This is a genomic window from Arthrobacter sp. yr096, assembly GCF_900108925.1.
Taxonomy (GTDB): domain Bacteria; phylum Actinomycetota; class Actinomycetes; order Actinomycetales; family Micrococcaceae; genus Arthrobacter.
In genome coordinates, this window is record NZ_FNYI01000007.1 from 165,556 (window position 1) to 190,223 (window position 24,668).

General features: G+C 61.5%; 25 protein-coding genes. 12 read left to right on the forward strand and 13 right to left on the reverse strand.

Annotated elements, in window-relative coordinates; all coding sequences use genetic code 11:
* Positions 1–2 precede the first annotated feature (2 nt).
* The 3 genes from BMY91_RS17960 to glyA are packed head-to-tail and all read right to left on the reverse strand — an operon-like array spanning position 3 to position 3,093.
* Positions 3–455 carry a sarcosine oxidase subunit delta gene (locus tag BMY91_RS17960; protein WP_090824395.1) on the reverse strand — a complete coding sequence of 151 codons (453 nt, stop codon included), beginning with the start codon at positions 453–455 and terminating at the stop codon, positions 3–5.
* A gap of 17 nt (positions 456–472) precedes the next feature.
* Entirely contained in the window at positions 473–1,693 is a 1,221-nt protein-coding gene (locus BMY91_RS17965; protein WP_024818500.1) for a sarcosine oxidase subunit beta family protein, read from the reverse strand.
* On the reverse strand, positions 1,690–3,093 hold the full coding sequence (gene glyA / locus BMY91_RS17970) for a serine hydroxymethyltransferase (protein WP_090824397.1): 1,404 nt from the start codon (positions 3,091–3,093) through the stop codon (positions 1,690–1,692). Before glyA ends, BMY91_RS17965 begins: the two co-directional genes overlap by 4 nt.
* 151 nt (positions 3,094–3,244) lie before the next feature.
* Here glyA and BMY91_RS17975 point away from each other — a divergent pair, with 151 nt between their 5' ends.
* The 4 genes from BMY91_RS17975 (at position 3,245) to BMY91_RS17990 (ending at position 8,187) form a co-directional block, all read left to right on the forward strand.
* Positions 3,245–3,916, forward strand: a complete 672-nt coding sequence (locus BMY91_RS17975) for a GntR family transcriptional regulator (protein ID WP_090824399.1) — start codon at positions 3,245–3,247, stop codon at positions 3,914–3,916.
* A gap of 724 nt (positions 3,917–4,640) precedes the next feature.
* A complete protein-coding gene (locus tag BMY91_RS17980) occupies positions 4,641–6,011 on the forward strand; it encodes an MFS transporter (protein WP_090824400.1) in 1,371 nt (456 codons plus the stop codon).
* 29 nt (positions 6,012–6,040) lie between these two features.
* Positions 6,041–7,297, forward strand: coding sequence for an aminopeptidase P family protein (locus tag BMY91_RS17985; protein ID WP_090824402.1), 1,257 nt, complete (start codon positions 6,041–6,043; stop codon positions 7,295–7,297).
* Positions 7,298–7,383: 86 nt separating this feature from the next.
* Positions 7,384–8,187, forward strand: coding sequence for an IclR family transcriptional regulator (locus BMY91_RS17990; protein ID WP_090824404.1), 804 nt, complete (start codon positions 7,384–7,386; stop codon positions 8,185–8,187).
* 141 nt (positions 8,188–8,328) lie between these two features.
* Here the strand turns inward: BMY91_RS17990 and BMY91_RS17995 are convergent, their stop codons facing one another.
* Positions 8,329–8,808, reverse strand: a complete 480-nt coding sequence (locus BMY91_RS17995) for a DUF4383 domain-containing protein (RefSeq protein ID WP_090824406.1) — start codon at positions 8,806–8,808, stop codon at positions 8,329–8,331.
* Between the two features lie 155 nt (positions 8,809–8,963).
* Here BMY91_RS17995 and BMY91_RS18000 point away from each other — a divergent pair, with 155 nt between their 5' ends.
* The 3 genes from BMY91_RS18000 (at position 8,964) to BMY91_RS18010 (ending at position 10,879) form a co-directional block, all read left to right on the forward strand.
* Positions 8,964–9,935: a hypothetical protein gene (locus BMY91_RS18000; protein ID WP_090824408.1), complete on the forward strand. Its 972-nt coding sequence runs from the start codon at positions 8,964–8,966 to the stop codon at positions 9,933–9,935.
* A gap of 93 nt (positions 9,936–10,028) precedes the next feature.
* On the forward strand, positions 10,029–10,415 hold the full coding sequence (locus BMY91_RS18005) for an ArsR/SmtB family transcription factor (protein WP_090824409.1): 387 nt from the start codon (positions 10,029–10,031) through the stop codon (positions 10,413–10,415).
* The gene (locus tag BMY91_RS18010) at positions 10,412–10,879 is read left to right on the forward strand and encodes an SRPBCC family protein (RefSeq protein ID WP_090824411.1); all 468 of its coding nucleotides are present in this window, start codon (positions 10,412–10,414) and stop codon (positions 10,877–10,879) included. The genes BMY91_RS18005 and BMY91_RS18010 overlap by 4 nt, the downstream gene beginning before the upstream one ends.
* Here the strand turns inward: BMY91_RS18010 and BMY91_RS18015 are convergent.
* Positions 10,876–11,532 (reverse strand): LysE family translocator, encoded by a 657-nt coding sequence (locus BMY91_RS18015; protein ID WP_090824413.1) that lies wholly within the window; start codon positions 11,530–11,532, stop codon positions 10,876–10,878. The genes BMY91_RS18010 and BMY91_RS18015 overlap by 4 nt on opposite strands.
* A 101-nt stretch (positions 11,533–11,633) precedes the next feature.
* Between BMY91_RS18015 and BMY91_RS18020 the strand changes: the two genes are divergently transcribed.
* On the forward strand, positions 11,634–12,089 hold the full coding sequence (locus tag BMY91_RS18020; RefSeq protein WP_090824415.1) for an Lrp/AsnC family transcriptional regulator: 456 nt from the start codon (positions 11,634–11,636) through the stop codon (positions 12,087–12,089).
* A 48-nt stretch (positions 12,090–12,137) separates the two neighbouring features.
* Here the strand turns inward: BMY91_RS18020 and BMY91_RS18025 are convergent, their stop codons facing one another.
* The 3 genes from BMY91_RS18025 to BMY91_RS18035 all read right to left on the reverse strand — a co-directional run bounded on the left by BMY91_RS18025 (position 12,138) and on the right by BMY91_RS18035 (position 14,847).
* Entirely contained in the window at positions 12,138–12,650 is a 513-nt protein-coding gene (locus tag BMY91_RS18025) for a hypothetical protein (RefSeq protein ID WP_256212818.1), read from the reverse strand.
* Positions 12,651–12,808: 158 nt separating this feature from the next.
* Positions 12,809–14,287 (reverse strand): WXG100 family type VII secretion target, encoded by a 1,479-nt coding sequence (locus tag BMY91_RS18030; protein WP_090824530.1) that lies wholly within the window; start codon positions 14,285–14,287, stop codon positions 12,809–12,811.
* A 101-nt stretch (positions 14,288–14,388) separates the two neighbouring features.
* Positions 14,389–14,847 (reverse strand): Lrp/AsnC family transcriptional regulator, encoded by a 459-nt coding sequence (locus BMY91_RS18035; protein ID WP_177179951.1) that lies wholly within the window; start codon positions 14,845–14,847, stop codon positions 14,389–14,391.
* Between the two features lie 347 nt (positions 14,848–15,194).
* Between BMY91_RS18035 and gluQRS the strand changes: the two genes are divergently transcribed.
* Positions 15,195–16,082, forward strand: coding sequence for a tRNA glutamyl-Q(34) synthetase GluQRS (gene gluQRS / locus BMY91_RS18040; protein WP_090824419.1), 888 nt, complete (start codon positions 15,195–15,197; stop codon positions 16,080–16,082).
* A 26-nt stretch (positions 16,083–16,108) separates the two neighbouring features.
* Positions 16,109–17,254: a serine hydrolase domain-containing protein gene (locus BMY91_RS18045; protein ID WP_090824421.1), complete on the forward strand. Its 1,146-nt coding sequence runs from the start codon at positions 16,109–16,111 to the stop codon at positions 17,252–17,254.
* Here the strand turns inward: BMY91_RS18045 and BMY91_RS18050 are convergent.
* Complete coding sequence (locus tag BMY91_RS18050; protein ID WP_090824423.1) at positions 17,251–17,889, reverse strand: TetR/AcrR family transcriptional regulator; 639 nt, start codon at positions 17,887–17,889, stop codon at positions 17,251–17,253. The two genes, BMY91_RS18045 and BMY91_RS18050, sit on opposite strands and share 4 nt — an antisense overlap.
* Positions 17,890–17,991: 102 nt before the next feature.
* Between BMY91_RS18050 and BMY91_RS18055 the strand changes: the two genes are divergently transcribed.
* Both BMY91_RS18055 and BMY91_RS18060 read left to right on the forward strand, forming a co-directional pair.
* Positions 17,992–18,783 (forward strand): SDR family NAD(P)-dependent oxidoreductase, encoded by a 792-nt coding sequence (locus BMY91_RS18055; RefSeq protein WP_090824425.1) that lies wholly within the window; start codon positions 17,992–17,994, stop codon positions 18,781–18,783.
* A gap of 111 nt (positions 18,784–18,894) precedes the next feature.
* A complete protein-coding gene (locus BMY91_RS18060) occupies positions 18,895–19,431 on the forward strand; it encodes an HD domain-containing protein (protein WP_090824532.1) in 537 nt (178 codons plus the stop codon).
* 252 nt (positions 19,432–19,683) lie between these two features.
* Here BMY91_RS18060 and BMY91_RS18065 read toward each other — a convergent pair whose 3' ends face one another.
* From BMY91_RS18065 to BMY91_RS18080, 4 genes are all read right to left on the reverse strand, one after another.
* A complete protein-coding gene (locus BMY91_RS18065) occupies positions 19,684–20,928 on the reverse strand; it encodes a low temperature requirement protein A (protein ID WP_090824427.1) in 1,245 nt (414 codons plus the stop codon).
* Between the two features lie 144 nt (positions 20,929–21,072).
* Positions 21,073–21,732, reverse strand: a complete 660-nt coding sequence (locus tag BMY91_RS18070; RefSeq protein ID WP_090824429.1) for an RloB family protein — start codon at positions 21,730–21,732, stop codon at positions 21,073–21,075.
* Positions 21,722–23,062 carry an AAA family ATPase gene (locus BMY91_RS18075; RefSeq protein WP_090824432.1) on the reverse strand — a complete coding sequence of 447 codons (1,341 nt, stop codon included), beginning with the start codon at positions 23,060–23,062 and terminating at the stop codon, positions 21,722–21,724. The genes BMY91_RS18070 and BMY91_RS18075 overlap by 11 nt, the downstream gene beginning before the upstream one ends.
* A gap of 167 nt (positions 23,063–23,229) precedes the next feature.
* Positions 23,230–24,528, reverse strand: a complete 1,299-nt coding sequence (locus tag BMY91_RS18080) for an ATP-binding protein (protein WP_090824434.1) — start codon at positions 24,526–24,528, stop codon at positions 23,230–23,232.
* Positions 24,529–24,668 lie beyond the last annotated feature (140 nt).

A 24,668-nucleotide genomic window follows, 5' to 3' on the forward strand; every position in this document is an offset into this window, starting at 1 on the left:
TTCTAGACTCCTTCCGAGGAGAGGGGGGTGGTGGCCGTGGGTGAGGCGGCGCCTGTTGTTGAAGCTCCGGGGGCGAGGCCTGGTTCGCCGGCCTGTCCGTAGTCACCGGCTTGGCTGAACTCGCCGGGCTGGTCCGGTTCGGTCTTCTGGCTGCTTCCCGTTCCGGCGGCGGCGCTCGCCGAGAGGTCCGGCCGGGGCTGGCCCATCGCGTAGATGGAGTGGATGTCGTAGCTCACGGTGTCGCGGAGCATGTTGAACCACTGACGGCAACCGGTGCTGTGGACCCAGCGCTCGGCGAAGGTGCCCTTGGTGTTCTCCCGGTAGAACAGGTATTCAGCCCATTGGCGGTCCGTGAGGTCATTCGGGCTCTCCGGGTAGGCGATGTGTGCCTGGCCGCCGTAGTGGAATTCGGTTTCGTCGCGTGGCCCGCAGTTGGGGCATGAAATGAGGAGCATGTCTTGTCCTGTCCTGGCTAGTGGGCTACGGCTGCGGCGCCGTGTTCGTCGATCAAGGCGCCGGTCTCGAAGCGTTCCAGTGCGAAGGGCTTGTTCAGCTGGTGCGGTGCGCCGGTGGCGATGGTGTGCGCGAAGGTCAGGCCGGCTGCAGGAGTTCCCTTGAAGCCGCCTGTTCCCCAACCACAGTTGACGAACATGTTCTCCACCGGAGAGAGGCCAACAATCGGAGATGCATCCAACGTGGTGTCCACAATGCCGCCCCAGGTCCGGAGCACGTGTGCCCGGGCGAAGATCGGGAAGAGTTCCACGGCGGCAGCCATCTGTTCCTCGATCACGTGGAACGAGCCGCGCTGGCCGTAGCCGTTGTAGGAGTCCACGCCTGCGCCCATCACCAGTTCGCCCTTGTGGGCCTGGGAGACATACACATGGACGTGGTTGGACATGACCACCGTGGGGTGGACGGGTTCGTGCAGTTCGGACACCAGTGCCTGCAACGGGTGGGACTGGATCGGCAAGCGGAAGCCAGCCATTTCTGCCAGGACCGAGCTGTGGCCAGCGGCGCAGAGACCAACCTTTTCGGTGTTGATGGTGCCGCGGGTGGTCTGGACGCCGGTCACCCGGTTGCCGTCCTTGATGAAGCCGGTGACTTCGCAGTTCTGGATGATGTCCACGCCCAGTTCATCGCACTTGCGGGCGAAGGCCCACGCCACATGGTCGTGCTTGGCGATGCCTGCTCGCGGCTGGTACGTGGCGCCCATGACGGGGTAGCGGATGTTGTCGCTGATGTTCAGGATGGGGCAGAGTTCCTTGACCTGCTGCGGGTCAAGCCATTCAGCGTCCACGCCGTTGAGCCTGTTGGCGCCCACACGGCGAACGCTTTCGCGGACATCGCCCAAGGTGTGGGCGAGGTTCATGACGCCGCGCTGGCTGAAGAGGAAGTCGTACTCAAGTTCCTCGGGCAGGATTTCCCACAGCTTCAGCGCATGCTCGTAGATGGCTGCGCTTTCGTCCCAGAGGTAGTTGGAACGGATGATGGTGGTGTTGCGGGCCATGTTGCCACCGGCCAGCCAGCCCTTTTCCAGGATGGCGATGTTGGTCATGCCGTGGTTCTTGGCCAGGAAGTACGCGGTGGCCAGGCCGTGCCCGCCGCCGCCGACGATCACGGCGTCGTAGCTTTTCTTCGGGTCCGGGTTGCGCCAGAGGAAGTCCGGGTGTTCGGGGAGGTGGTCTGCACTCACTGGGCTGCTCCAATCAGTTCTGCTTCGGTTGCGGTTGCGGCGCCATTGCCGTTATTGGACAGGTTTGGGTAGAGGGGGAACTTGTCTGCCAGTGCGGTGACGCGGCGGCGGAGTTCGACGGCGGTGGCGTCGTCCAGGGTCACGTCACCTTCGGTGCCTGCTTCGTTGCCGCTGTTGGTGCCGCTGTCCTGGGTGCCACTGTTCGCTGCGGCGATCAACGCCGTCGCAATGATGTCCGACACTTCAGTGAAGTCCTCAGCCTTGAAACCGCGGGCGGCGAGGGCCGGGGTGCCGATGCGCAGGCCGGAGGAAACCATCGGCGGGCGGGGGTCGAAGGGGACGGCGTTGCGGTTGACCGTGATGCCGATGCGGTGCAGGGTGTCTTCAGCCTGCTGACCGTTAAGTACTGAGTGGCGGAGGTCGGCGAGTACTAGGTGGACATCGGTCCCACCGCTGACAACGGAGATGCCGGCTGCGGCCACGTCTTCTTGGAGGAGACGCTGGGCGAGGATCTTGGAGCCTTCCAGGACACGGACCTGGCGTTCCTGGAACTCGGGCTCGGCAGCCATCTTGAAGGCAACAGCCTTGGCGGCGATGACGTGTTCCAGCGGTCCACCCTGCTGGCCGGGGAAGACGGCAGAATTCACTTTCTTGGCGATGTCGGCGTCGTTGGTGAGGATCACGCCACCGCGGGGGCCGCCGAGCGTCTTGTGCGTGGTGCTGGTGACAATGTGGGCGTGCGGGATCGGGCTCGGGTGGAGCCCTGCAGCCACAAGACCTGCGAAGTGGGCCATGTCCACCATGAGGTAGGCGCCCACCAGGTCCGCGATCCGGCGGAATTCAGCGAAGTCCAGCTGACGGGAGTAGGCGGACCAGCCGGCGACGATCAGCTGGGGCTTGCTCTCCAGTGCCAGGCGCTCAACTTCGGCCATGTCTACGGTGTGGGTGTCCTCGCGGACTCCGTAAGGAACAACCTTGTACAGCTTGCCGGAGAAGTTGATGCGCATACCGTGGGTCAGGTGTCCGCCGTGCGCCAGGTTCAAGCCCATGATGGTGTCGCCGGGAGTGATCAGGGCGTGCATCGCCGAGGCGTTTGCCTGGGCTCCGGAGTGGGGCTGGACGTTGGCGAACTCTGCGCCGAACAGGGCCTTCAGGCGGTCAATGGCGAGCTGTTCGATCACATCAACGTGTTCGCAGCCGCCGTAGTAGCGCTTGCCGGGGTAGCCCTCGGCGTACTTGTTGGTCAGTACCGAGCCCTGTGCCTGCATGACGGCAGTGGGAGCGAAGTTCTCAGAGGCGATCATTTCCAGCGTGGACTGCTGGCGGATGAGTTCCTGGGCGATCGCCTGATCGACCTCCGGGTCCGCCTGTGCGAGCGGGCGGATCAGCGGTGCAACCATGGTGTTCTCCTTCTGAAGTACTTGTAGCGGCCGTCTGTTAGGCAACTGATATATTAGAACTATTGCCATAGTATGTTGGAGATCACATAGTCGTCAACAGGTTTTGGGTAACTCATCCAACAGACTGGGATTACGACAACGGGAGAGAGTAATGAGCGCAGCACTGGACGCACTGGAAACAGCTCAGCAGGGCACGTCCCTCGCCGACAATGCATACCTGCTGCTGCGCGACAGGCTCATCATGCTGGATATCAAACCAGGAGATCCCATCAACGACGGCCAGATCGCCGCCGAACTCGGCATCGGCCGCACCCCTGTTCGTGAAGCCATCAAGCGGCTTGAAAGCGACCATCTGGTGGTGTCGTATCCGCGGCGGGGTACCTTCGCTACCGGTGTGGACATCACGCAGCTTGCCGAAGTCTCCGAGATCCGTGAGCTGCTGGAACCGCTCGCCTCCAGGAAAGCTGCCCGGATGGCCAGCCCTGCCATGCGTTCAGAGCTCCGGGCGGTCGCCTCGGCCATCCGCGATCTGGAAGGCCAGGACAATTCGTCCCAAGAACTGATGCGCTACGACATTCAGGTCCACCGGCTCATCTACAAAGCTTCCGCCAATGCGCACCTCCAGGACGTCCTGATCCGGTACGACAACCTCGCCACCCGCATCTGGTGCCACATGCTGGAGAAGATGCCCTCCGTTTCGGGTCACATCTCCGAGCATGCCGAGCTCCTGACTGCCATCGCCGACGGCGACGAAGAACGCGCCGCCGAGCTAGCCCTGCACCACGTGGTCAGCTTCGAAGAGACCATCCGCAAGGTCCTCTGACCCTCTCTCACCTTTCGTCGGTTTTTTTGGGACGCTCTCTCACCGTTGGTTGGGTTTTTTGGGACGCTCTATCACCTTTGGTTGGTTTTTCCGGGACGCTCTCTCACCTTTGGTCGGGTTTTTCGGGACCCTCTATCACCTTTGGTCCATGAGGCTTTTCGACGGAATCATCGCGACTTCGGCCGCGTCTGCCGCGCAGGTGTGCGTGCGCATTTAAGGCAGGGGTCGACGTCGTTGCCGCGTCTAAGTGCCGACGTCGAGTCGTCTTCACCCAAGTGAGAGAGCGTTGGCGAAACGCCGACGAAAGGTGAGAGAGCGTTGGCGAAGCGCCGACGAAAGGTGAGAGAGCGTCCCCATGAGGGGACGAAAGGTGAGAGAGCGTCCCCAAAAGTGGGACGAAAGGTGAGAGAGCGTCCCCAAAAGTGGGACGAAAGGTGAGAGAGCGTCCCCCAAAGTGGGACGAAAGGTGAGAGAGCGTCGCCAAAAGTGGGGCGAGAGGTGAGAGAGCGTCGAGTCTGCTTGCAACTGAGTTGATGTAGTCGCAACGGAATCGCCTTGCCCGGCCGAACCGTTGCATCGATCCCCACTCAAAGACCGACACAAGTCCTCAATGAAATCAAGGACGACGGTATTTTCAAATAGACCCTTGACCGTGATCCACTGCACACATACTCTGGTGCAACAGCGTTGCGTTGAATGCAACCCCAATGATTTTGGTGGACACATGAGCAATGAATCCTCTGTGGCAGCCGAGCAAGGCACAGCACCTGCCTCCGGCGCCAGCCACAACAACAGCCACACCCCCAGCCCCAACCACACGGTCAGCAAAGACACTCGACGGCGAGTGGTCACTGCCAGCTTCATCGGCAACTTCGTCGAGTGGTTCGATTACGCGGTGTACGGCTACCTCGCCGGCATCATCGCGACGGTTTTCTTCCCTGAGTCAGACCGCCAAACGGCGTTGCTGGCAACCTTCGGCGTCTTTGCGATCTCCTTCTTCGTCAGGCCGCTGGGCGGTTTCATCTGGGGCCACATCGGCGACAGGCTTGGCCGCAAACAGGCGCTGTCCCTTTCGATCGTGCTGATGTCGGTGGCCACATTCTGCATAGCGTTGATCCCCGGGTACGCCACCATCGGCGTCATGGCCCCCATCCTGCTCTTGCTCGTAAGAGTGGTCCAGGGCTTCTCGGCCGCGGGGGAGTACGCCGGCGCTTCGGCCTTCCTGGTGGAGTACGCACCGGCCAATCGCCGCGGACTCTATGCCGCCGTCGTGCCTGCAAGTACAGCAGCGGGACTGTTGCTGGGGTCCTTGCTGGCCGCGCTGCTGAGTTCAGTACTGTCGGCCGAGCAACTCAACGACTGGGGCTGGCGCCTGCCGTTCCTGCTCGCGGCGCCCATGGGCCTCATTGGGCGGTACATCCGGACCAAGCTGGAGGACACCCCGGCGTTCAGGGAACTCACGGCGAAGGACACCGCCGTCAAAGCGCCTGCCTTGGCCATGTTCAAGACGTATCGGAAGCAACTCATCATCGCCACGGGTGCGGTGTTGCTGAACGCGGTGGGCTTCTACGTGATCCTCAGCTACATGCCCACGTACTTATCTGTGGAGTTGGGCTTCGGGGCGGCTGAATCCTTCCTGGCCACCACCATCGCCTTGGCCAGTTACATCGGCTTCATCTTCCTGACGGGCATCGCATCGGACAAGTTCGGCCGTAAGCGCATGCTCATCACGGCATCAGTCCTCTTTATACTGCTGACGGTTCCGGCGTTCATGCTCCTGGACACCCGCAACTTCCTGGTGATCGTGCTGGTACAGATCCTCCTCGGCGGAATGCTGACCCTGAACGATGGCACCCTTCCCAGCTTCCTGGCTGAGCTCTTCCCCACGAAGGTCCGGTACACGGGATTCGCTGTCAGCTTCAACCTTTCCAATGCGTTGTTCGGCGGCACTGCGCCGTTCATGGCGACGCTCCTCATTGGCATGACCCACAGCCAGCTTGCTCCCGGCTGGTACCTCGTGGCGGCCTCCCTTGTTTCCCTCATCGCAGTCCTGTTTGCCGCGGAGACTTCCAAGAAGCCCCTGCTGCAGGACTAAGAACAACCAACCCATCGAAAGGAACCACCATGACCATCACCGAGAACGAAGCAATCAACGACGTCGCCAAGCTCGAGCGCCTCAAGGTCCTCAACAACGGGGACAAAGTCTCCCTGACCTTCTCCGACGCTGAGTTCGAGCGTCGCCTCGCGGGCCTTCGCCGGATCATGGCCGAGAAGGACCTCGACGCCGTGGTCCTCACCAGCTATCACTCCATCAAGTACTACTCCGACTTCCTCTTCACCTACTTCGGCCGCTCCTACGGCATGGTGGTCACCAAGGATGACACCGTGACCATTACGGCAAACATCGACGCCGGTATGCCTTGGCGCCGCAGCTACGGCGACAACCTGGTGTACACGGACTGGCGCCGGGACAACTACATCCACGCCATCCAGGAAGTCCTGCGGACCCGCGGCATCAACCCGCGCCGCATCGGCGTCGAAGATGACTCGCTGCCCCTGGACAACCGCAACAAGATCCAGGCGGCCTTCTCCGGAGCGACGCTGGTTGACGTCGCGCAGGCGGCGATGCGTCAGCGCATGATCAAGTCGGATGAGGAGATCGCGGTTATCAAGCACGGCGCCAGGATCGGCGACCTCGGCGGTGAGGCTATCCGCAACGCCATCACGGCAGGCATCACCGAGTACGAGGTTGCGTTGATCGGTACCGAAGCCATGGTTCACGAGATCGCCCGCACGTTCCCGGACTCGGAAATCCGCGACACGTGGGTCTGGTTCCAGTCGGGGATTAACACCGACGGCGCCCACAACTGGGCCACCACCCGGAAGATCCAGGAACACGACATCCTGTCCCTGAACTGTTTCCCCATGACCAGCGGCTACTACACCGCCCTGGAGCGCACCCTGTTCTACGGCGAACCCGATGCCCGCTCCTTGGAACTGTGGAACATCAACGTGGAAGTTCACAAACGCGGCCTCGAACTCATCAAACCCGGTGCCGTCTGCAAGGACATTGCCGCCGAGTTGAACGAGATCTACGTCAGCCACGGCCTGCTGGCCAACCGTACCTTCGGCTACGGCCATTCCTTCGGTGTGCTGAGCCACTACTACGGACGCGAAGCTGGCCTGGAACTTCGCGAGGACATCGACACCGTGCTGGAGCCGGGCATGGTGGTCTCCATGGAGCCGATGATCACGGTGCTGGACGGGCAGCCTGGAGCCGGCGGTTACCGCGAGCACGACATCCTGGTGGTCGGTGAAGGCGGCGCGGAGAACATCACCAAGTTCCCGTTCGGTCCCGAGTACAACATCATCGGAGCCTAGGTGACCCGGCCGGTGAACACAGTGCACAGTGTTCACCGGCCTGCGCCCGGGACGTCCAGCGGGCTTCAGCGAAATATAGTGAACCCATGACTCCCACGGAATCCAACGATGCTTCAGGCAACGGTGATAACAAGAGCACCTCGGTGATCGTCAACGCGATAGCAGTGCTGAGGAGCTTCACGGCGGACGAACCACTCCTGGGAGTCACGGAAATCGCGGGCCGAATCGGCTTGCACAAGAGCACCGTCTCCCGCATCCTGGCAACGCTGGAACAAGAAAACCTTGTAGAGCGCGACGTCGATTCGCGCAGGTTCCGCATGGGGCTGGGGATGATCGCCATGGCGGGCCCCCTCCTGGCGGAACTCGAAGAGCGCCGCGTGGCCTACCCGGTGCTGCGCGAACTCACCGAACGCACGGGGGAGACCAGCGCGCTGATGGTGTGGAACGGCAACGAATCCATGTGTGTGGAGCAGATCCCCAGCCGCCACCAGGTCAAGCATCTTGCTCCGCTGGGTGCCAGGTACAACGAGGCACTGAGTTCGTCGGTGCAGGTCTTCCTCGCCACGGAGAACGAGGACCGGGTGCGTCAGCTGCTGCGCAGCGGTTCGATCGTCCTTACCGGCACGGACGAGGACGCTATTGAGGCCTACCTCATGCGGCTGAAGGAATCGACGGAGCGCGGCTGGGCTGTGAACTTCGGCGAAACGTCCATCGAAGAGGTTGGCGTGGCCTCCCCGGTTTATGACCACCGCGGCGACATCGTGGCCTCCGTCCTGATTCCGGCGCCGAAATTCCGCGTCTCCCAGGACACCCTGACCAGCCTCGGTGAAGCCTGCGCCGCCGCCGCTGCCAAGGTCACTTCGCGGCTGGGTGGACGCGCCCCGCGCTAGGCCGTCGCCGTCGCCGAGGCGCCAACAAACCACAATCCCAGGCTTCGGAACCGTCATTACCGTCATCCCAGCGGAAACGAAACGGCGGCCGTCCCCTCAAAGGGGACAGTCGCCGTCGTTGTTCTGCACGACGTGCGAAGGCTACATATTCCTTCGCGCCGACGGTGATTCGTCCATGGCATCCCTGCCCAGCCAGGCTCCCAGGCCGATCATGGCAACGCCGAGGATGAGGTGCAGCCAGTTGTCAGCCGTGTTGAACGGGACAAAGTTGGCGCCTGTTTCCTGGTTGATGACCAGGCCGTAGATCCAAAGAACGATGTACACGGCGCCGCCGCCCAAGAGGAACAGGCGGGCCATGCGGGCGTTCCTTGCCATGGCCAAGCCGGCCACGCCAAACAGCAGATGAACGATGTTGTGGAGTATGGACACTTGGAAGACTCCAAGCAGCATGGCGCCGGATTCATGTCCCGCAAAGGTCATGGCGCCGAAATTGGTGGTGATCCCCGGGATGAAGCCCAGGACGCCTACCAGCAGAAATACAATGCCAACGCCCATGGCGGTGTTGCGAAGTGTCAACCCCATCATGTGGTGGTGTTCGGCGGGGTGCGAAGCGGTGGTCATCAGTCCTCCCTTTCACGCGGTTAACCGGCTCTTCTCATGGAGAGCCGACCTGCGGCAAGGGGTGTGGCAAAACCTTGCCGACGCCGCCATAATACTCCTGAAATGCTCCGGATAGCAGGGGATGTGCCCAGTTCAGCGGCGGTTAGCATGGTTTTATGAGCCAAGATCCGAACGGGCGCGTGCACACGATTTTCCATGACACCCGGGATTTGACGCCTTTCCGCGAAGGCTACGTCCGTACCCCGGTGCGCGGCCTCGCGGACGGCATGAATGACGTGCTTTCAGGGGTGCTGGGGGGTCGGGACCATGCGAGGCTCTCTGTGGTGGGGAATGTCCCGCGTTTGAAGATGCTGTCATCCAAGCCGGCGAAGGGCATGCACGATGCCGTGTTTACGTCCACCGAGCCGGATTCCCTGCTGGCGTTTGGCCGCGTGAATCCCGGGTGGGCAGGCTTGTGCTACGTCATGGCAGGCCTGCTGGCGTACAAGCACGGTGGGGTCCTGCGGGCGTCTGAGCTGTTGCAGCGCGGTTTAACAACCAGGATCGACGACGACGCCAGCCAGTTCTCGGCCATCTACCTTGGGCAGGTGGTCACCCGTGTGGAGGTGGCTGAACGCATCGAGGTTCCCGTTTTGTTCAGTGAGGAATCCGTGTTCCTGGCCTTGGCCCATTGTCTTCGGGAAATGGGCATGACGGAGTCGGCGTTGGAAGCGGTGGTGGGTTTGCCGCCGTCGTTACCTTCTGCCTTGGCACGCTGCACGGCAGCGCATTCCCTGGACCGTCACCGCGATGTGGTGGTTTGGACCGAAGGGTTGCTGAATACTGACGATCTTTCCGCGGCGTTGTTGTTGATCCGTGCGCGGTCCCAGCGGGCCAGGGGTGACTTCGACTCCGCGCAGGTTGCGTTGAAGGAGATCCTCCGCCGTCGGAAAACAAACCTGGCACTGAAGAATGATGCCTTGACGGACCGCGCCCTCCTCGCCTTGGACCAAGGGCGCAGAACTTTGACTCCCCGATCCAAGCGCCCTGCCCCTCCTGCGGAGTTGGAGACCCTGGAAGTGATCCGCAAGGACGCTGAGATGCGGCGTTTGTGGGAGAACGATTTCAGGCAGTTGGGCGGGGAATAGACGCTATTGTGCCTTGGTCTCAGGAGGCGTAACGTTGTAATCAACCAAACCGTTGATAAAGGATTTGGTTGATTACGAAGGGTATATGCGGCGATGGAACGGGAAGCTCGGGGGCCTGACGCTTTGGACAGGGCCTTCATGGCGTTGGCAGATCCGGTGAGACGGGCGATAGTCGCCCGGCTGTCCCGGGGTGATGCCACCGTGAACGAGCTCGCGGAACCATTCGCCATCACAAAACAGGCGGTGTCCAAACATATCCAGGTCCTGGAGCATGCCGGATTGGTTACACGCTCCCGTGACGCCCAACGCAGGCCGGTCCACCTGGACGCGGCAGCCCTGGAGCACTTGACGGCCTGGATTGACCAATACCGGCTGATCGCCGAGTCCCGATTCCGGCGACTCGACCAGCTGCTGGGCGCAGACGTCCCGGATGAAGGACCACCGGAAAAACCAGGAAAGAAGAAAGAGGAACTGAAATGAGCAACCCAACAACAATCACCGCTGACAATGGCGTCCCGTTCGTTGACACGGTCCGCGAATTCGATGCCCCGGTCAGCGCAGTCTTCAAGGCCCACGTGGACCCGGACCTCCTGGCCAAGTGGCTTGGCCCGCGGAGTGCGGTGACAAGAGTGACCGAGTACAACGCGAGCACGGGCGGCAGCTGGCACTACGAGAGCGGGGGCGACGGCGGAATGTACGGCTTCCGCGGCATTTTCCACACGGTGGAGCCGGACGCGCTGATCATCATGACCTTCGAATTCGATGGTGCGCCGAACCAGGTAGGCCTGAGTACCACCACCTTCGAGGAAGTGGATGGCCGCACGCGGATCGTTGCCCACGAGGTTTACCCCACGGTGGAAGCGCGGGACATGGCCCTGGCCACGGGGATGAATTACGGAGTGGTGGAAGGGTATGAGCGCCTGGACGAGCTGCTGGCCGCCTAGCTGCTGGCGGCCAGAATTTGCAGCACCAACGGCAGGAGCTGCTCCGACAACAGCACTGTCCCCAGTCCGATCATGACGATCCCGCTCACCAGGGTCACCACCCTCGCGGCACCCGGCCGGGAGGCCAGCAGCTTCCGCGAGGTCAAGGCGACGCCGGTGTAAACCATCCCTGCAAGGATCACGAAGGTCAGGCCGAGTAACCCCGATTGCACAGGGACGGGCAGTGCTGCCTCAGGACTCACAAACTGGGGCACCAGCGCCACAAAGAACAGCAGGCCTTTCGGATTGATACCGCTGGTGCCCATGCCCTGGAAGAACGTGCGGAGTTGATTTCCGGACTGCACGACGCCGCCTTCCGCACTGAAGCTGGCGCCTCGCCAAGAGCGGATGGTTCCGACGCCGAGCCACAGCAGGTACGCCGCTCCGGCGATGGTGAGCCATCCCAGAAGTCCGGGCACTCCAGCCAGTAGGGCCGCCAAGCCAGCCGCCATCAGCAGGGTGTGGACGACGTAGCCGCTACACAGGCCGGCGACCGCAGGGACGAAGCTACGTTGGCGAAGGCCTGCAGAGATCGAGTACGCCCAGTCCACGCCGGGGGTGCAGGCCAAGGTGACTGCGACAAGCATGAAGGCGATGAACAGCTGCGGATTCACGATCTCTCCAGGGTTAGGTGGTAGGAAAACTCTAGGGAAAAATGCCCCATAAGTGTTCCCTGATTTAGCCCTGATATTGCCGAAATGGGTAAGATTATTGCGTGATAGACAAGATCGACAGAAGTATTTTGCGCTACCTCAAAGAGGATGGGCGGATGACGGCCACGGCCCTCGCGTCACAGGTGGGTTTAACGGTGGCTCCATGCCATCGGCGACTCCGCGATCTGGAGTCCACCGGAGTGATCCGTGGCTACCGTGCGGACATTGATCCTGCAGCGGTGGGGCTTGGTTTCGAAGCGATTGTTTTTGTCACCCTCCGCCAGGTTGAGCGCACCATCATGGCGGAGTTTGAGGACCGTGTGACCGCAAGTCCCAACATTGTGGAGGCTCAGCGCCTCTTCGGTTCCCCGGACTATCTGTTGAAGGTCATCGCCGCGGACCTGCCTGCCTACCAGCGCTTCTACGACGACGAACTTGCAGCCCTTCCAGCTGTCGAGCGCCTGACCTCGACGCTGGTGATGAAGAACCTGAAAACAAACATCGGCCCGCCTGTCTAGGAAGTCTTCACCCCAGGCGACAGCCTCTCCTGGCCGCAGGCGGGTTGGTCAGCTTGCTGGGCTCACGTGAACGATGATGACCTGCTGGTCTTTGGAACCGTCAAAGCGGAGGTCGTAGTTAACTTCCAGCCCTGTGCTGGTGCCGGACGTCAGGGAGTAGTCGCTCTTTGAGCCGGTGTCCTTGCTGGTGGACTCAATCCAGCGCTCGGCATCAGAGGAGTCGATCCCGTACTTTTCCACGCCGTCGCGGATGAGGGTGCTGAGGCCCTCGAATGAATCCGCAGTGAGGAAGTAAGTGACCTCACTGAAGTCGGGCCTCGCATCGGTGGTCTTGAACCGGATGCGGTCTGTCTGAGCGCTGATCTCGCCGCTGGGTGCCGCGATGGTCAGGTTGATCTTGCCCGAGTCCTGTGTGTTGATCTCCGGACCATAGCTGTCCGGGGAGACACGCACTGCCGATTTCTGGAGTGACCCGCTGCTCATGTCCAAACGGGCTTGTTTGTCCGTTCTGATCCGGTCAACGCCAGCAGCGTCCAGCGTGGAGAATTCCGAGGTGATCACTGTGCTCCCTTGTGAAGATGAAGATGAAGATGAGGATGATGTTTCCGGCGCCTGGGATGTTGGGACGGGCGTAGGCAACTGGCATGCGCTGGTGGTCATGACTCCCAGCCCCACCACTGTGGCCACCGCGAGCTTCTGTAAGTAGTTTGCCTGCAGCCTCACTGATGCACCTCCGCATCGAAGCCGTCCAGGAAGCGATCCATGATGCCGGGAATGTTGTTGGTGGGCCTGTATTGGTCTACGCGGTCATTGAAGTCCGAGCCGATGATGTCCCGGGCTTGCTGGGGGTCGTTCGCCAGGAGGTCCTGATAGGCCGGAAGGGTGTCCTGTTTGATAAGGGCCCACCGCTGGTCAGCGTCGGCGATATTGCCGTCAGGGAATCCAGTGGTGAAGTCGGTGCGGAACTGCGCGGGGTTATCCCAGTTGGTAAAGGGGATGTTCTCGGGCCCAGGGCTCTCCACACTGAACTCGTAGGGGAAGACCTCGGGGTAGCTCTTGGCTCCGGGGATGGACGGCTCGCCCGCCAGGGTGACCATGTAAGTTACCGCTTCCCCGCCAGGGTGGTTGCGCATGTTCGTGTAGTCGTCAGCGATGATTTCGTTTTGCTCGCGGTAGAGCAGGGCGGTGTTGCCTTCCTTAACCTGTGCCGGGTCACCGGAATCGATGTGCGCCCAGGCTTCTGCAGTTCCCGGGTCAATTGCACCGGAGTCGCGAAGGCGGTTGATTTCGTCGATGCCGCCGTTCATGTACGCCTGGTGCTGGCGTGCCTGGTCCAGGAAGATCTCTTTGTTCATGTCCAGCATGGACGTTTCATAGAACTTGATCTCGGCATCGGTCATGCCGGCGAGTTGCTCGATCTGGTCCAGCACCGGGATCGGGATGTCCGAGGCAGGGTTGTCGGCTATTTGCTGTGCCAGGTCACGCAGCATGGCCATGTCCTTGAAGCCACCGGCAAAGGATGGACCGATCATGTTCGCCATGCCGGCCCACTGCAGGTCCGGGTTGGACAGGAAGGCCTGTCCGTAGAAGTCGTAGACCTTCTTGATGGTTTCCCAGTTGTATTCAGTGCCCTTGCTGGTGTCCCACGTTGAGGGGTCGATGCCCATCTCCCGCATGGCCTGCTGGTTCCAGTAATCGCTGAGGAACTGTGAGTACTCCGGCGACTTCTTTTCAATGAGGCCGGAATCGGCGGCCGCATCCATCGCGGCCTTGGCTTCCTCGGGGTGTTCCAGTGCCCACTTCTTGAATTCATCGCTGCGGAGGTATTCGGACCGCTCCTGCGGCGTCATACCGCTGAGCAGGTCCGTTAGCTCCTGGCCGTTCCCGCCTGGCGAGCCGGATCCACCGGGACCACCACCACTGCCTCCGCCCGTGCTGGCGGAATCCTGTTCCTGGGCGTTCTTTAACAAGCTCTGGGAGGCGGCCTTGATTCCGGAAGCCGTACTTTGGAGAGCCCTCAAATGCGAGTTGCTCCATTCATGACGGAACCGGTCGCCGTCGTTGCCCCGCCACGGACTGTTGTTGATTGAACCCGAGAGCTGTTGTCCCAGATCCGTGAGTCGATCCGCATTGCGCGCCAGTTCCTTGGCCAACTGCCGCAGCTGTGCGACGTCTGCGCCGTAGAAGTTGCCCGCCACCATGCCCCCAAAGTTGTTTGCCGTTGATCTGACCCCCATCCTAGGCCGAGGCCAGAGCCCGGCACATGGGCACAACTGCCCTATGTGAATAACGTGAGTCGCTACTCCTGGAGCAGCCCTGTGGTCCGGTACGGAATGACTTCCCGCAGGAACATGCTGGTGGAGGTCCGCACGATTCCGGGGCATAGACGAATTTCCTCGGATACCCGGTACAGATCATCGGGGCTCTTGGCCACCACCCTGATGATGAGGTCCGTGTCTCCGGCAGGCGCGTGGCATTCGAGGACTTCGGGGATTTTCCTCAGGGCTGCGATTGCCTCGTTGAGATGGCTTTGGTCCAGTTCGGCGCTCACTGCGGCAGCAACGCCCCGTCCCAGGGCGGTGGGCAGGATGCGGCTGCTGTTGGGTCGCAGGGCGCCGGATGCCGTCATCCGCTCAAGGCGGGACTGCACCGTTCCGCGTGCGAGGTGCAGTTTCTGCGCCAAAACCATGATGGGGACCCGCGGATCGTCGTCCAGTGCGGCGAGGATTCGGCGGTCGGTGGCGTCGAGTTCCTGCAATGTGACCACTTCCTGACCAGGTTTTCGTATGGGACTAGTCAGATCGACCAGTCATCTCAATGTCTGTTGCACCTACTGTATGCCTACTGCTGAAATGGTGACAACGAAGCAGGACGAGGCTACCGCCGGACCCCGCAGGCACCAGGCACCCGGAACACCACCCGGAGCCCTGCATAGGTTTCCCGCAAGGAAGCAGCCGCTGATTGACTCTTGTTCACAGCATTGTCATTCTGCACTCGCCCGTCGTAGGGCAGCACAGTAAGAGCCCCTGAGCCACCGGATCGTTGCGGTGGCTGAGGGGCTCTTGTCTTGCCGGCACTCACGGCGCCGGCGAATAGGCTTGGAGCATGACTCCTGCTGGCCGCTTCGCCCCGAGCCCATCCGGCGAACTGCACGTCGGCAACTTGCGCACAGCCATCCTTGCCTGGCTGTTCGCAAAATCCAGCGGCCGTGATTTCCTGCTGCGGGTAGAGGACCTGGATCGTGCACGGGCCGGCGCCGAGGCGGAGCAGCTCCGCGATCTGGAGGCAATCGGCGTGAGGTGGGATGCCGCCGTCGTACGCCAGACTGAGCGCGCGGCGCTTTACAGCGACGCTATAGCCCGCCTCACCAGGGAAGGCCGTGCGTACGAATGCTTCTGTACACGGCGGGAAATCCAGGAGGCGCCGTCCGCTCCGCATGCACCGCAGGGCGCGTATCCGGGGACGTGCAGGCGGTTGTCCCACGCCGAACGTGAGATCCGGCGCGCCTCACGCCCGGCGTCGATCCGCTTGCGGTCGGACGTCATGGAGTGGGCTGTTGAGGACCAGTTGCACGGAACATTCGTGGGCATGGTGGACGACTTCGTGTTGCGCCGAAATGACGGCGTGACGGCCTACAACCTGGCGGTCGTGGTGGACGATGCTGCCCAGGGAATCGACCAGGTGGTGCGGGGCGACGACCTCCTCTCATCCACCCCGCGGCAGGCTTATCTGGCTGCCCTGCTCGGCCTGCCTGTCCCGGAATATGCCCACGTTCCGCTGGTGGTGAATCACGACGGCGTGAGGCTGGCAAAGCGCGACGGTGCCGTGACGCTGGGCGACCTCGCCGCCGCCGGAATTCCCGTGGATCGCGTGCGCGACCTGATCCTTGAATCGCTCCGGCTTCCTGCTGGTTCATTGCAGGACGCGCTCCCGGCATTCAACCCCCAAACGCTGCCAAACGGGCCGTGGGTGTGGATAACGCCCCGGGCCTGAAGGTCCTGACCCCGTAGGCTGTCTGGATGCATTCACAGGTGATCGCCCCAGGTTTTGAACCCGTAGCTGAGCTCTTTGGCCGTTTCCTCGAACAGGATCCGGACTACTCCGCGCAAGTAGCGGCGTACCATCGTGGCGTCAAAGTGCTGGACCTGAGCGGCGGGCCGCACATCCGCCCGGATTCGGTGACGGGTGTCTTTTCCTGTTCCAAAGGCATGGCTGGGCTTGTCATGGCGTTGCTGGTGCAGGACGGCGAGCTGGACCTTGACGCCGAGGTGGTCAAGTATTGGCCCGAATTTGGCGTCGAGGGCAAAGCCTCGATCACTGTCGCGCAGCTCCTGTCCCATCAGGCCGGGCTCTTGGGTGTGGACGGTGGCCTGACCCTTGAGGAGGTCAACAACTCGGAGCTCGCGGCCGTGAAGCTCGCCAAACTGGCGCCGCTGTGGAAGCCGGGTGCGGCGTTTGGCTATCACGCGCTGACCATTGGCATCTTCATGGAAGAGCTGTGCCGGCGCATCACAGGTTCTACGCTGCAGGAGGTCTTCGAGCAGCGAATCCGAGCAGTCACCGGCGCCCACTTCTACCTCGGTCTGCCCCAGTCCGAAGAGGGCCGCTTTGCGTCCTTCCGCTGGGCAGCCGATCCCTCGTGGCCCTGGGTGGATCCTGCCGGTCATTTCGGGCTGGCGGCCAACGCCGCGGTGGGCGACATCCTGGACTTGCCGAACATTCGTGAAGTCCGCGCGGCAGGCCTGAGCTCGGCCGCAGGCGTGGCGAGTGCGGAAGGAATGGCGAGGATCTATGCGGCGGCGCTGACCGGGCTGGCCGGCGACGGTGCTGGATCAGCGGTCGGCGGGCAGGACGCCGTCGGGCCGCTGCTGACCGAGGAGACAATTCGTGCGATGACCAGTGAGCAGGTGTTCGGGATCGACCGCGTTTTCGGGGAGACCGGCTGCTTCGCCACTGTTTTCATGAAGTCGCACAGCCGCATGCCGTTCGGCAGTTACCGCGCGTTCGGGCACGACGGCGCCAGCGCGTCGTTGGGGTTCGCGGACCCCGTGTACGAACTCGGCTTCGGGTACGTGCCGCAGCAGGCGGAGCCCGGGGGAGTGGGCTGCCGCAACTTCCAGCTGAGTTCAGCGGTTCGGGAGGTTATCGCGGGCCTCGCGTCCTAGCTGTGCAAGGCTGCCTGCGAGGCGTGCGTCGCCTGGGCGGCAGGAACCCCTGTGGCCATGCCTGCCCATAGGGTGTCGGTGGTGGCGGCAACCACGGCGTCCACCGTCGTCCCCTCCAAATGGTCTCCAGCCGCAAGCAGTGCTGCTCCGTGAAGGCTTACGAAGCAGACCATGGCCAGGGTCTCGGGGTCACCTGCCGCCAACACGCCGGCGTTCTGGGCTTCGGTGATCATGGCCCGGGCCACGTGAATCCCTTGTTCGCCCGTGCTTCGCAGCTCGGCGCTGGAGTCCGGATGGTGCTTGGTGGAGTACATCACCGTGAGGAGGGCAGGGTGGGCCACGGCGAAATCGACGTACGCCTTCCCGACGCTGAAGAACTTGCCGCGGAGCTCCTCACCTGACTGGGCGGCGTTCGCGATGAGGCTGTTCATTGATTCAAAGCCGGTCAGCGCCAAAGCATCGATCAGGGCTTGCTTATCGCGGAAGTGTTTGGCGGGTGCGCCATGGCTGACGTTCACGTCCCGGGCGAGCTGCCGCAAAGACAGGCCTTCCACGCCCACTTCTTCGATGGTCTCCATGGCACGCTCCAACAGTGCCTCGCGGAGTTTGCCGTGGTGGTAGGGCTGCTCGGTCATGGGATCAGTCTAAGCCAATGTAGTCATTGACAACAAAGTAGACACTGCCTACCATGTTGTCAGTGACTACATGAGTCTCACCTCCCACCGATTGGATTCGCCATGACGATGACCTACTCAGGCACCACCGCTCTTATCACCGGAGCAAGCTCCGGCCTGGGCGCCGAATTTGCGGGCCAATTCGCTGCACGGGGCTCCAACCTCGTGTTGGTGGCGCGGCGCGTTGATCGCCTGGAAGAGTTGGCCCAGGAACTGCGTTCCAAGCACGGAGTCACGGTGACGGTGGTACCTATGGACCTGGGCCGCCCTGGCGTTGGCAGTGAACTCTTCGAGGAGGTCGCTGGCCTCGGAATCACCGTGGAAACGCTCATCAACAACGCTGGCTTCGGCACGCATTCGCCCTTTGTGGAGGAGGACCCGGACACGGTTGCGTCTGAGATTTCCTTGAACGTGGCCGCCCTGGTGGACATCACGCGGGCGTTCCTTCCGGATATGCTCTCCTCCGGCAAGGGTGCGCTGGTGAACGTTGCCAGCACCGCCGCCTTCCAGCCCATCCCCGGAATGGCCGTGTACGGGGCTACCAAGGCTTTCGTCCTGAGCTTCACCGAAGCTGTGGCCCACGAGACCAAAGACTCCGGGCTCAATGTCCTGGCCCTCTGCCCCGGGGCCACCCGCACTGAGTTCTTCGACGTCCTTGGCGGCGACTCCGCGGCCGTGGGCAAGATGCAGACCTCTGGCCAGGTTGTGGGAACGGCCATCAAAGCACTTGATCGCAAGGACACCCCCGGCAGCGTGGTCTCCGGTTGGGTCAACCGCGTCGCTGCAGGCTTCGCGCAGCGCCTGCCCAGAGCCGTCACCGTTGCCATCGCTGCTCGCGCAGTTCAGGACTGGTAGGACTGGCGGACCGGTCAGGACGGGCAGTCCGGTGTTTCGGGTCCCGGAACAGCGGATAGCCTGAAGGTGAGGACCGATCCCCGCCGGTCCCTCTTCAAGCCGGAGGCCAGCATGACCGAACCACGCTTCACCGTAGAGACAGCCCAGGTCCTGGCCGAAGTGGCTCACAACCGCCAGAAGGACAAACTCAAGCGTCCCTACAGGGAGCATGTTCTGGCGGTGGGGGATGCCCTGGCCGATTTTGATGAGGACATCCAGATCGCCGGATACCTTCACGACATCGCCGAGGACACCCCCATCACCCGTCAGGCTCTGCTGGACATGGGGGTTTCAGAGCGGGCAGTGGACATTATTGAGCGCGTCACCCGCCGCTTCCACGACGACCCGGATGATTACGACGCCGGCATCCGTTACGTTGCGGAGGATCACGACGCCACGTTGGTGAAGATCGCGGACAACGCCCACAACTCATTGCCCGAACGTGTCCGGGCGCTCGCCGAGAAGTGGCCGGACAAGCCTCCGGCCACGCGCTACGCCGATGCCCGCCCGGTGCTGTACGCAGCTGTTCCGCGCGAAGAGGTCCGGATGATCCTGGAGCGGATCAACCCCTATCTGCTCGCTGCGTTGGACGAGATCGTTCCCGAGTAGCCTTTGGTGCCCCCAGCTTGTCTTCAGCCGCCCGTTGTGAGGCCTGTTTTGCGTGCTTGACGTGGGATTTGGGGCGCAGAGTGGGCCCCGCAACGGGAGGGGGCTGAGTTGTGAGGCCTGTTTTGCGTGCTTGACGTGGGATTTGGGGCGCAGAGTGGGCCCCGCAACGGGAGTGGGCTGAGTTGTGGGGCCTGTTTTGCGTGTTTGACGTGGGATTTGGGGCGCAGAGTGGGCCCCGCAACGCAGGCGGAGTCAGCCCGCGGCAGCTTCGAGCCGCCGAAGCGCAGCCGCCCGGCCCTTGTGCCCTCGGCGCTCGTCGTACGCGATGGACAAGCCCAGGACCACCATCATTTCCAGCATGCACAGGGGTACCGAAGCGCCCGCCGAAGCCATGGCGATGCTTCCCGCCAGGGCCACAACCACCAGCGTGGTGCTCCAGAGGAGTTCGCGGTCCCTCCCGAGCATGATGCTGTAGAGCGTCGTCAGGGACACTTTGAAAAGGATGATCGGCAAGGCAATCGAGGCCACTGCGGAGGCCGCCGGGATGTGAGCCTCGTGATCGATGAAGTAGGCGGCGACATGGAGCCCGGCACCCGTCGCCGCGATGGCAGCGAAGATGAAGATGTGTCCGTAGCCAAACACCCACGAGCGGTGCCTCTGGAAGTGGAGGGCGGGTCCTGAAGGCAGGATGAAGTAGATCCACCACATGGCGAAGGCCAACCCTGTGCCGCTGAGCCCAACCAACGCGGCATCCATGGTCCAGCCGTGCAAGGCAACGATCGCGCGCAGGGTCTCAATGGCTCCGATCAAGCACTCGCCGAGAGCAATGATTGCCAGAAGTCCGTACCGTTCGGCGATGTGGTGCGCGTGCCACGGGGTGCGGATTTTCCTTTCTGCGAAGTATGGTGCTGCCATTTCCATGACGAACAGCGGCGTTGCGATGAGGAACGTCGTGAGGACGCTTGCATCGATCAAGAGGACCGCTACCCAGCCGATCTGCACCACGGAAACGTACTTTGCGTAGCGCAGGCACGTCTCACGGCGTTCAGGATCCTGCCGGGCGGCCCGCAGCCATTGGAAGATCAGGGCCACCCGCATCACGATGTAGCCCAGCACCATGGTGACGTTGTCCACGTGCTTGCCCTCGATGATCGAGTGGAACATCGGCTCAATGCCCATGGCCAGAACCAGGACACCCACCATCTGCACCATGGTGACTACCCTGAACACCCAATCGTCGGTGTCGTAGGCGCTGGCGAACCAAGTGAAGTTGATCCAGGCCCAGATCACGGCGAACATGGCGAAAGCGAAGGCGAGGAGCCCGGGCCAGAAGTGGGCTTCTGCCACGGCATGGGCGAACTGGTTACCGGCAACACCGAAGGCTATGACGAAGGTCAGGTCGAAGAACAGCTCAAGGGGCGTGGCAGTGCGGTGCTTCTCGTGGGGGTCGCGACCGCCCATGCGGGAAAGCGCATGGCGAAGTGGATTGGTGGACATGGCACAAAGATTACCGGTGCCTCCGCCTCCACGCCGAGATCGCGGAAATGCGTCAAGACCCTGGAAAGTTCCGACGATCTAATGCTGTCATGTCATAAGACGTGGGCAGCATATCCACCAGGCAAGCTATACGAGAGCTACGCATCACGCCGTCGCTGCGCTGGCTGGTTCTGCGGCGCGATGTATTTGATCAACCAGTTTCCACACGTCGCTCGAGGGGTTCCCGCCGGGGCTGCCGTTGCGGTCGTGCATAACAGCCAACCGCATGGCCCGAGAACGAGCGTCCCCACGGCCAGAGCGAATCGCTGAGCAGTCCGGTAGGTTTTTGTCGTAGCGCGGAAGGTGCGTGCGCACCTTTGCCGGTAGGTCACGAGTTTCGATGTAAGCCGAATGATCGCTGAAATGCAGGAGGATCCAAAGCTCAAAACATGGGTTAGATACCGCGATGGCGACATCAGCCTTCTGCGCTTCAACACGAGCCGCTTCAAGCGTCTTGTGGTCATCGACATCAAAGACGCACCATACTTCGTCAAATCTTAGGAACTCATCTTTAAAGCGTTTAGCATCACGTTGCGCTTCCAGTTTCCTTTGAGTCGCCCCACGTACGAGCTTGAGCGGATCGGATGAAGGACTATCAACTTTCAATTCTACCAGTGCGCCACGAATCTCATCCCTGATGTCATTGAAATAGTCTGACTCAGTGGCCTCACCCTCGCAGTAGATTAGAAATCGCTTCTTGCTTGCACGGGTAGGTTTTCTTCGATCCAACTGGCGATCTCTAGCCAGATTCTTTTTAGCGGCCATTGTCAGTGGACTCCACTGCTTGGGCGAACATTTCGAGGCCGCGTCGCGAAACTATGGGAACGCCGCCGTACCGACCTTGCAAGTAGCCCCGCTCGATATTCTCCAATTTGCGAGGGCTAAAATCGGTTAAGGGAAATAGGCTGGACGCGCCGGATCTACCTTTTTCCACGAACCAAATCTGATCTCGTTCGAGGAGTGGTTCATCGGAGGCCAACATTCCCAACACTGAGGTGTCATGGCTCGTAAATACTAACTGCGCTTCCTTCTTGTTCATCTCGGCATCTTGGAAGATGCGAATAACCTCTGTTACCAGTCGCGGGTGAAGGCTAGTGTCAATCTCATCTACAAAAAGTGTATGGCCATTACGGAGTGCATGGAGGATTGGTCCCAAAAGAGCAAGTAGAGCTTTTGTGCCGGTCGATTCATTTGTAAAAGGTAGCCTCTTCGATGCGCCGGGTTCCTCGCAAGTATGTTCCAACTCAAAGTCGCGCTGAATTCCGAATTCCGCATCAGAAATGGACTTTGGATCAAAATTGTCAGGATCAACTGCTTCCAATATCCGCAAAAACTGTGTTTTCTGCTCATCATTCATTTGGCGTTCGCGAATGTTGATACCTGAGATTCCGAGGTCTGCGGCCTGTAGAAACCGCAGGACAATGTCGGTGAGATTGGAGTCTTTACGTAAAGACTCCAATGTGTACTTCAATCTAGATGGAAGATTGGCCGGATCGGCAAACTTGAGCTTGTCTGAAATCCATCGCGCAATGGGGGAAAGTTGGTCATGATCAAAGCTGTGGGCAGCGGATAAGAAGAGAGAGTTCTTCCGGGTAAAGCTGGCGGTGATTCGGTTCTGGCCTTGGAGGGAATCGCCGAAGTAGTACTCCTCATTGTCCTGCGACTGCCGTTCGAAAAGCACTCGACGTCGCCCCCGAGGGTATGCGTAGAGCCACTCAGAGGTAATTTCATCACGTGTCGCCGCGAAGCCGTACTGGTACCTGGTCGAGTCGAGTAAGATCTCCACTTCAAAACGTGACGGGACAGTGAGCGTCTCGTCGTTGAATGCGAACGGGGAAAGGGGAACCCCTCCGTCTGGATCCCAATTCTGCTGAGACCTGCGAACCGCCCGGCTCATAAATTGGATACCGGATAGAATGTTCGACTTGCCAGCAGCATTGGCCCCGTAGATGCCAGCTAATTTGCTGATGTGATTGTGCTTGCCGTCCGCGTCAGTGTCGGCGATGTTCTTGGACTTGCCGCCAGAGCGCACCAAGGTGAGCTCCTGCTCGGCGTCTATGGAACGGTGGTTTTCAACTCTTGCAGCGAGCAGCATGGCCTCTCCAACCTAGTGATCAGGTGATCTAAGGCCCATATTTGCATATTTTCTGCAAAAGGGCACGCTAGGTCGCTCGAAGGGTGGTGTCTGAACGTAGTTGCATGCCGATTTGCTACCCTTTCCGGCGATCTGACACTGTTCCGGCGAACTCGCGGAGGGGAACCCTACACACGCCCCAGAACGTCGATGTCTTCGAGGAAGTCCTGGTGCACCTCGGGACTGACGGTGGTCCGCGTGTCTCCAATTGCGTCGAGGTAGTCCTGCGTGACCGGCCCCTTGCGCCCGTTGGACGCGAGACCTGAGCCGTCGTCGTCGTACACGGCTTTTTCCAAAGCCCGCTGGGAGGCGCTGCGGGCGGCGAACTCGATGTCCGCGGGTGAGAAGCCCTCGGTCCGTTCCACCAGCTGGGCAATATCAACGGAGTCCACCACTGTTGCAGGGATGAATCGCTGCCACATGGCTTCGCGGGCATGGACGTCCGGGAGGCCGATAGGAATGACGTAATCAAACCGGCCGTGGCGCAGGAACGCGGTGTCCAGCGCGCGGATGAAGTTGGTGGCGCACACCAGCAATCGGCCGGGTTGTTCGCGGAAGGCCGGGATGATCTTGAGGAGCTCGTTGGTGACGCCCTGCAACGGTGACGGCGGATCACCGGCACGCTGGGACGCGATCTCCTCCACTTCGTCGATGAACACTACGGCGTGTTCCAGCTCGGCGATTTCCAGGAATGTCTCGCGCAGCGCACCCGCCAGGCCCTTGGGATCGGCGGCCAGGCGCGACGGGAATACCTCAACGAACGGCCACTCCAAGCGGGAAGCGATGGCCTTGGCGAACGTGGTCTTGCCCGTGCCCGGAGGGCCGAAAAGCACCACGGCCCGGGGTGGAACCACGCCGTATTCGTCGGCGAGGTCTGCCTCTGCCAGGGGGAGTACCAGGCGACGTTCCAGGAGTTCCTTCTCGCGGCGCATGCCCGCCACGTTCTCCCAGAGATCGCGGGCAAGGATGCGCCCGCCGAGCAGCCCCAAGGCTCCGAGTTCCTGCCTTTGCACCGGGATGGTCCGCTCGAAGTAGCGCAGGTTCTTCTTCACCACGAATCCGCGGCCCAGGAACGCTTCCACCCGCGTTTCCGTTTCCGGCATGAGCGCGGAGAGTTTGTTGAGTCCGTGCGGGGCCATACGGTTCTCGACGGCGGACAACAGCGAGGTGCCAATGCCGCGGCCGCGGAACTCGGTGAGGGTGGCCAGGAAGACGATCCAGCCTTGGTCGTGCGCGGCGCGTCCGACGGCGGCGCCCACCACCTGCTCACCCTGCACCGCCACCACCGCATGGTCCTTTTCGCAGGACGCCAGGACCTCCGACAACGCGTACACAGGCTCCACGCCGTCTGCCTTGAGTGACTCCCAGAGGTGCAGGATGCCGTCCAAATCGGACGAGTGAAAGTCCCTGATGCGCCAGTTGCTCATGGCTGTATCTCCTGAGTCTGCTAAGTGAGTCGCCGTTGATCTCTTGGAGTTGAGCATAGGCGAAGCACCGCTGCAGGAGGTTGCGGGCCCGTTGCGTTACGAAACCGCGGTTGCGCGCAGCCCTTCCCTACTGAGCGGAT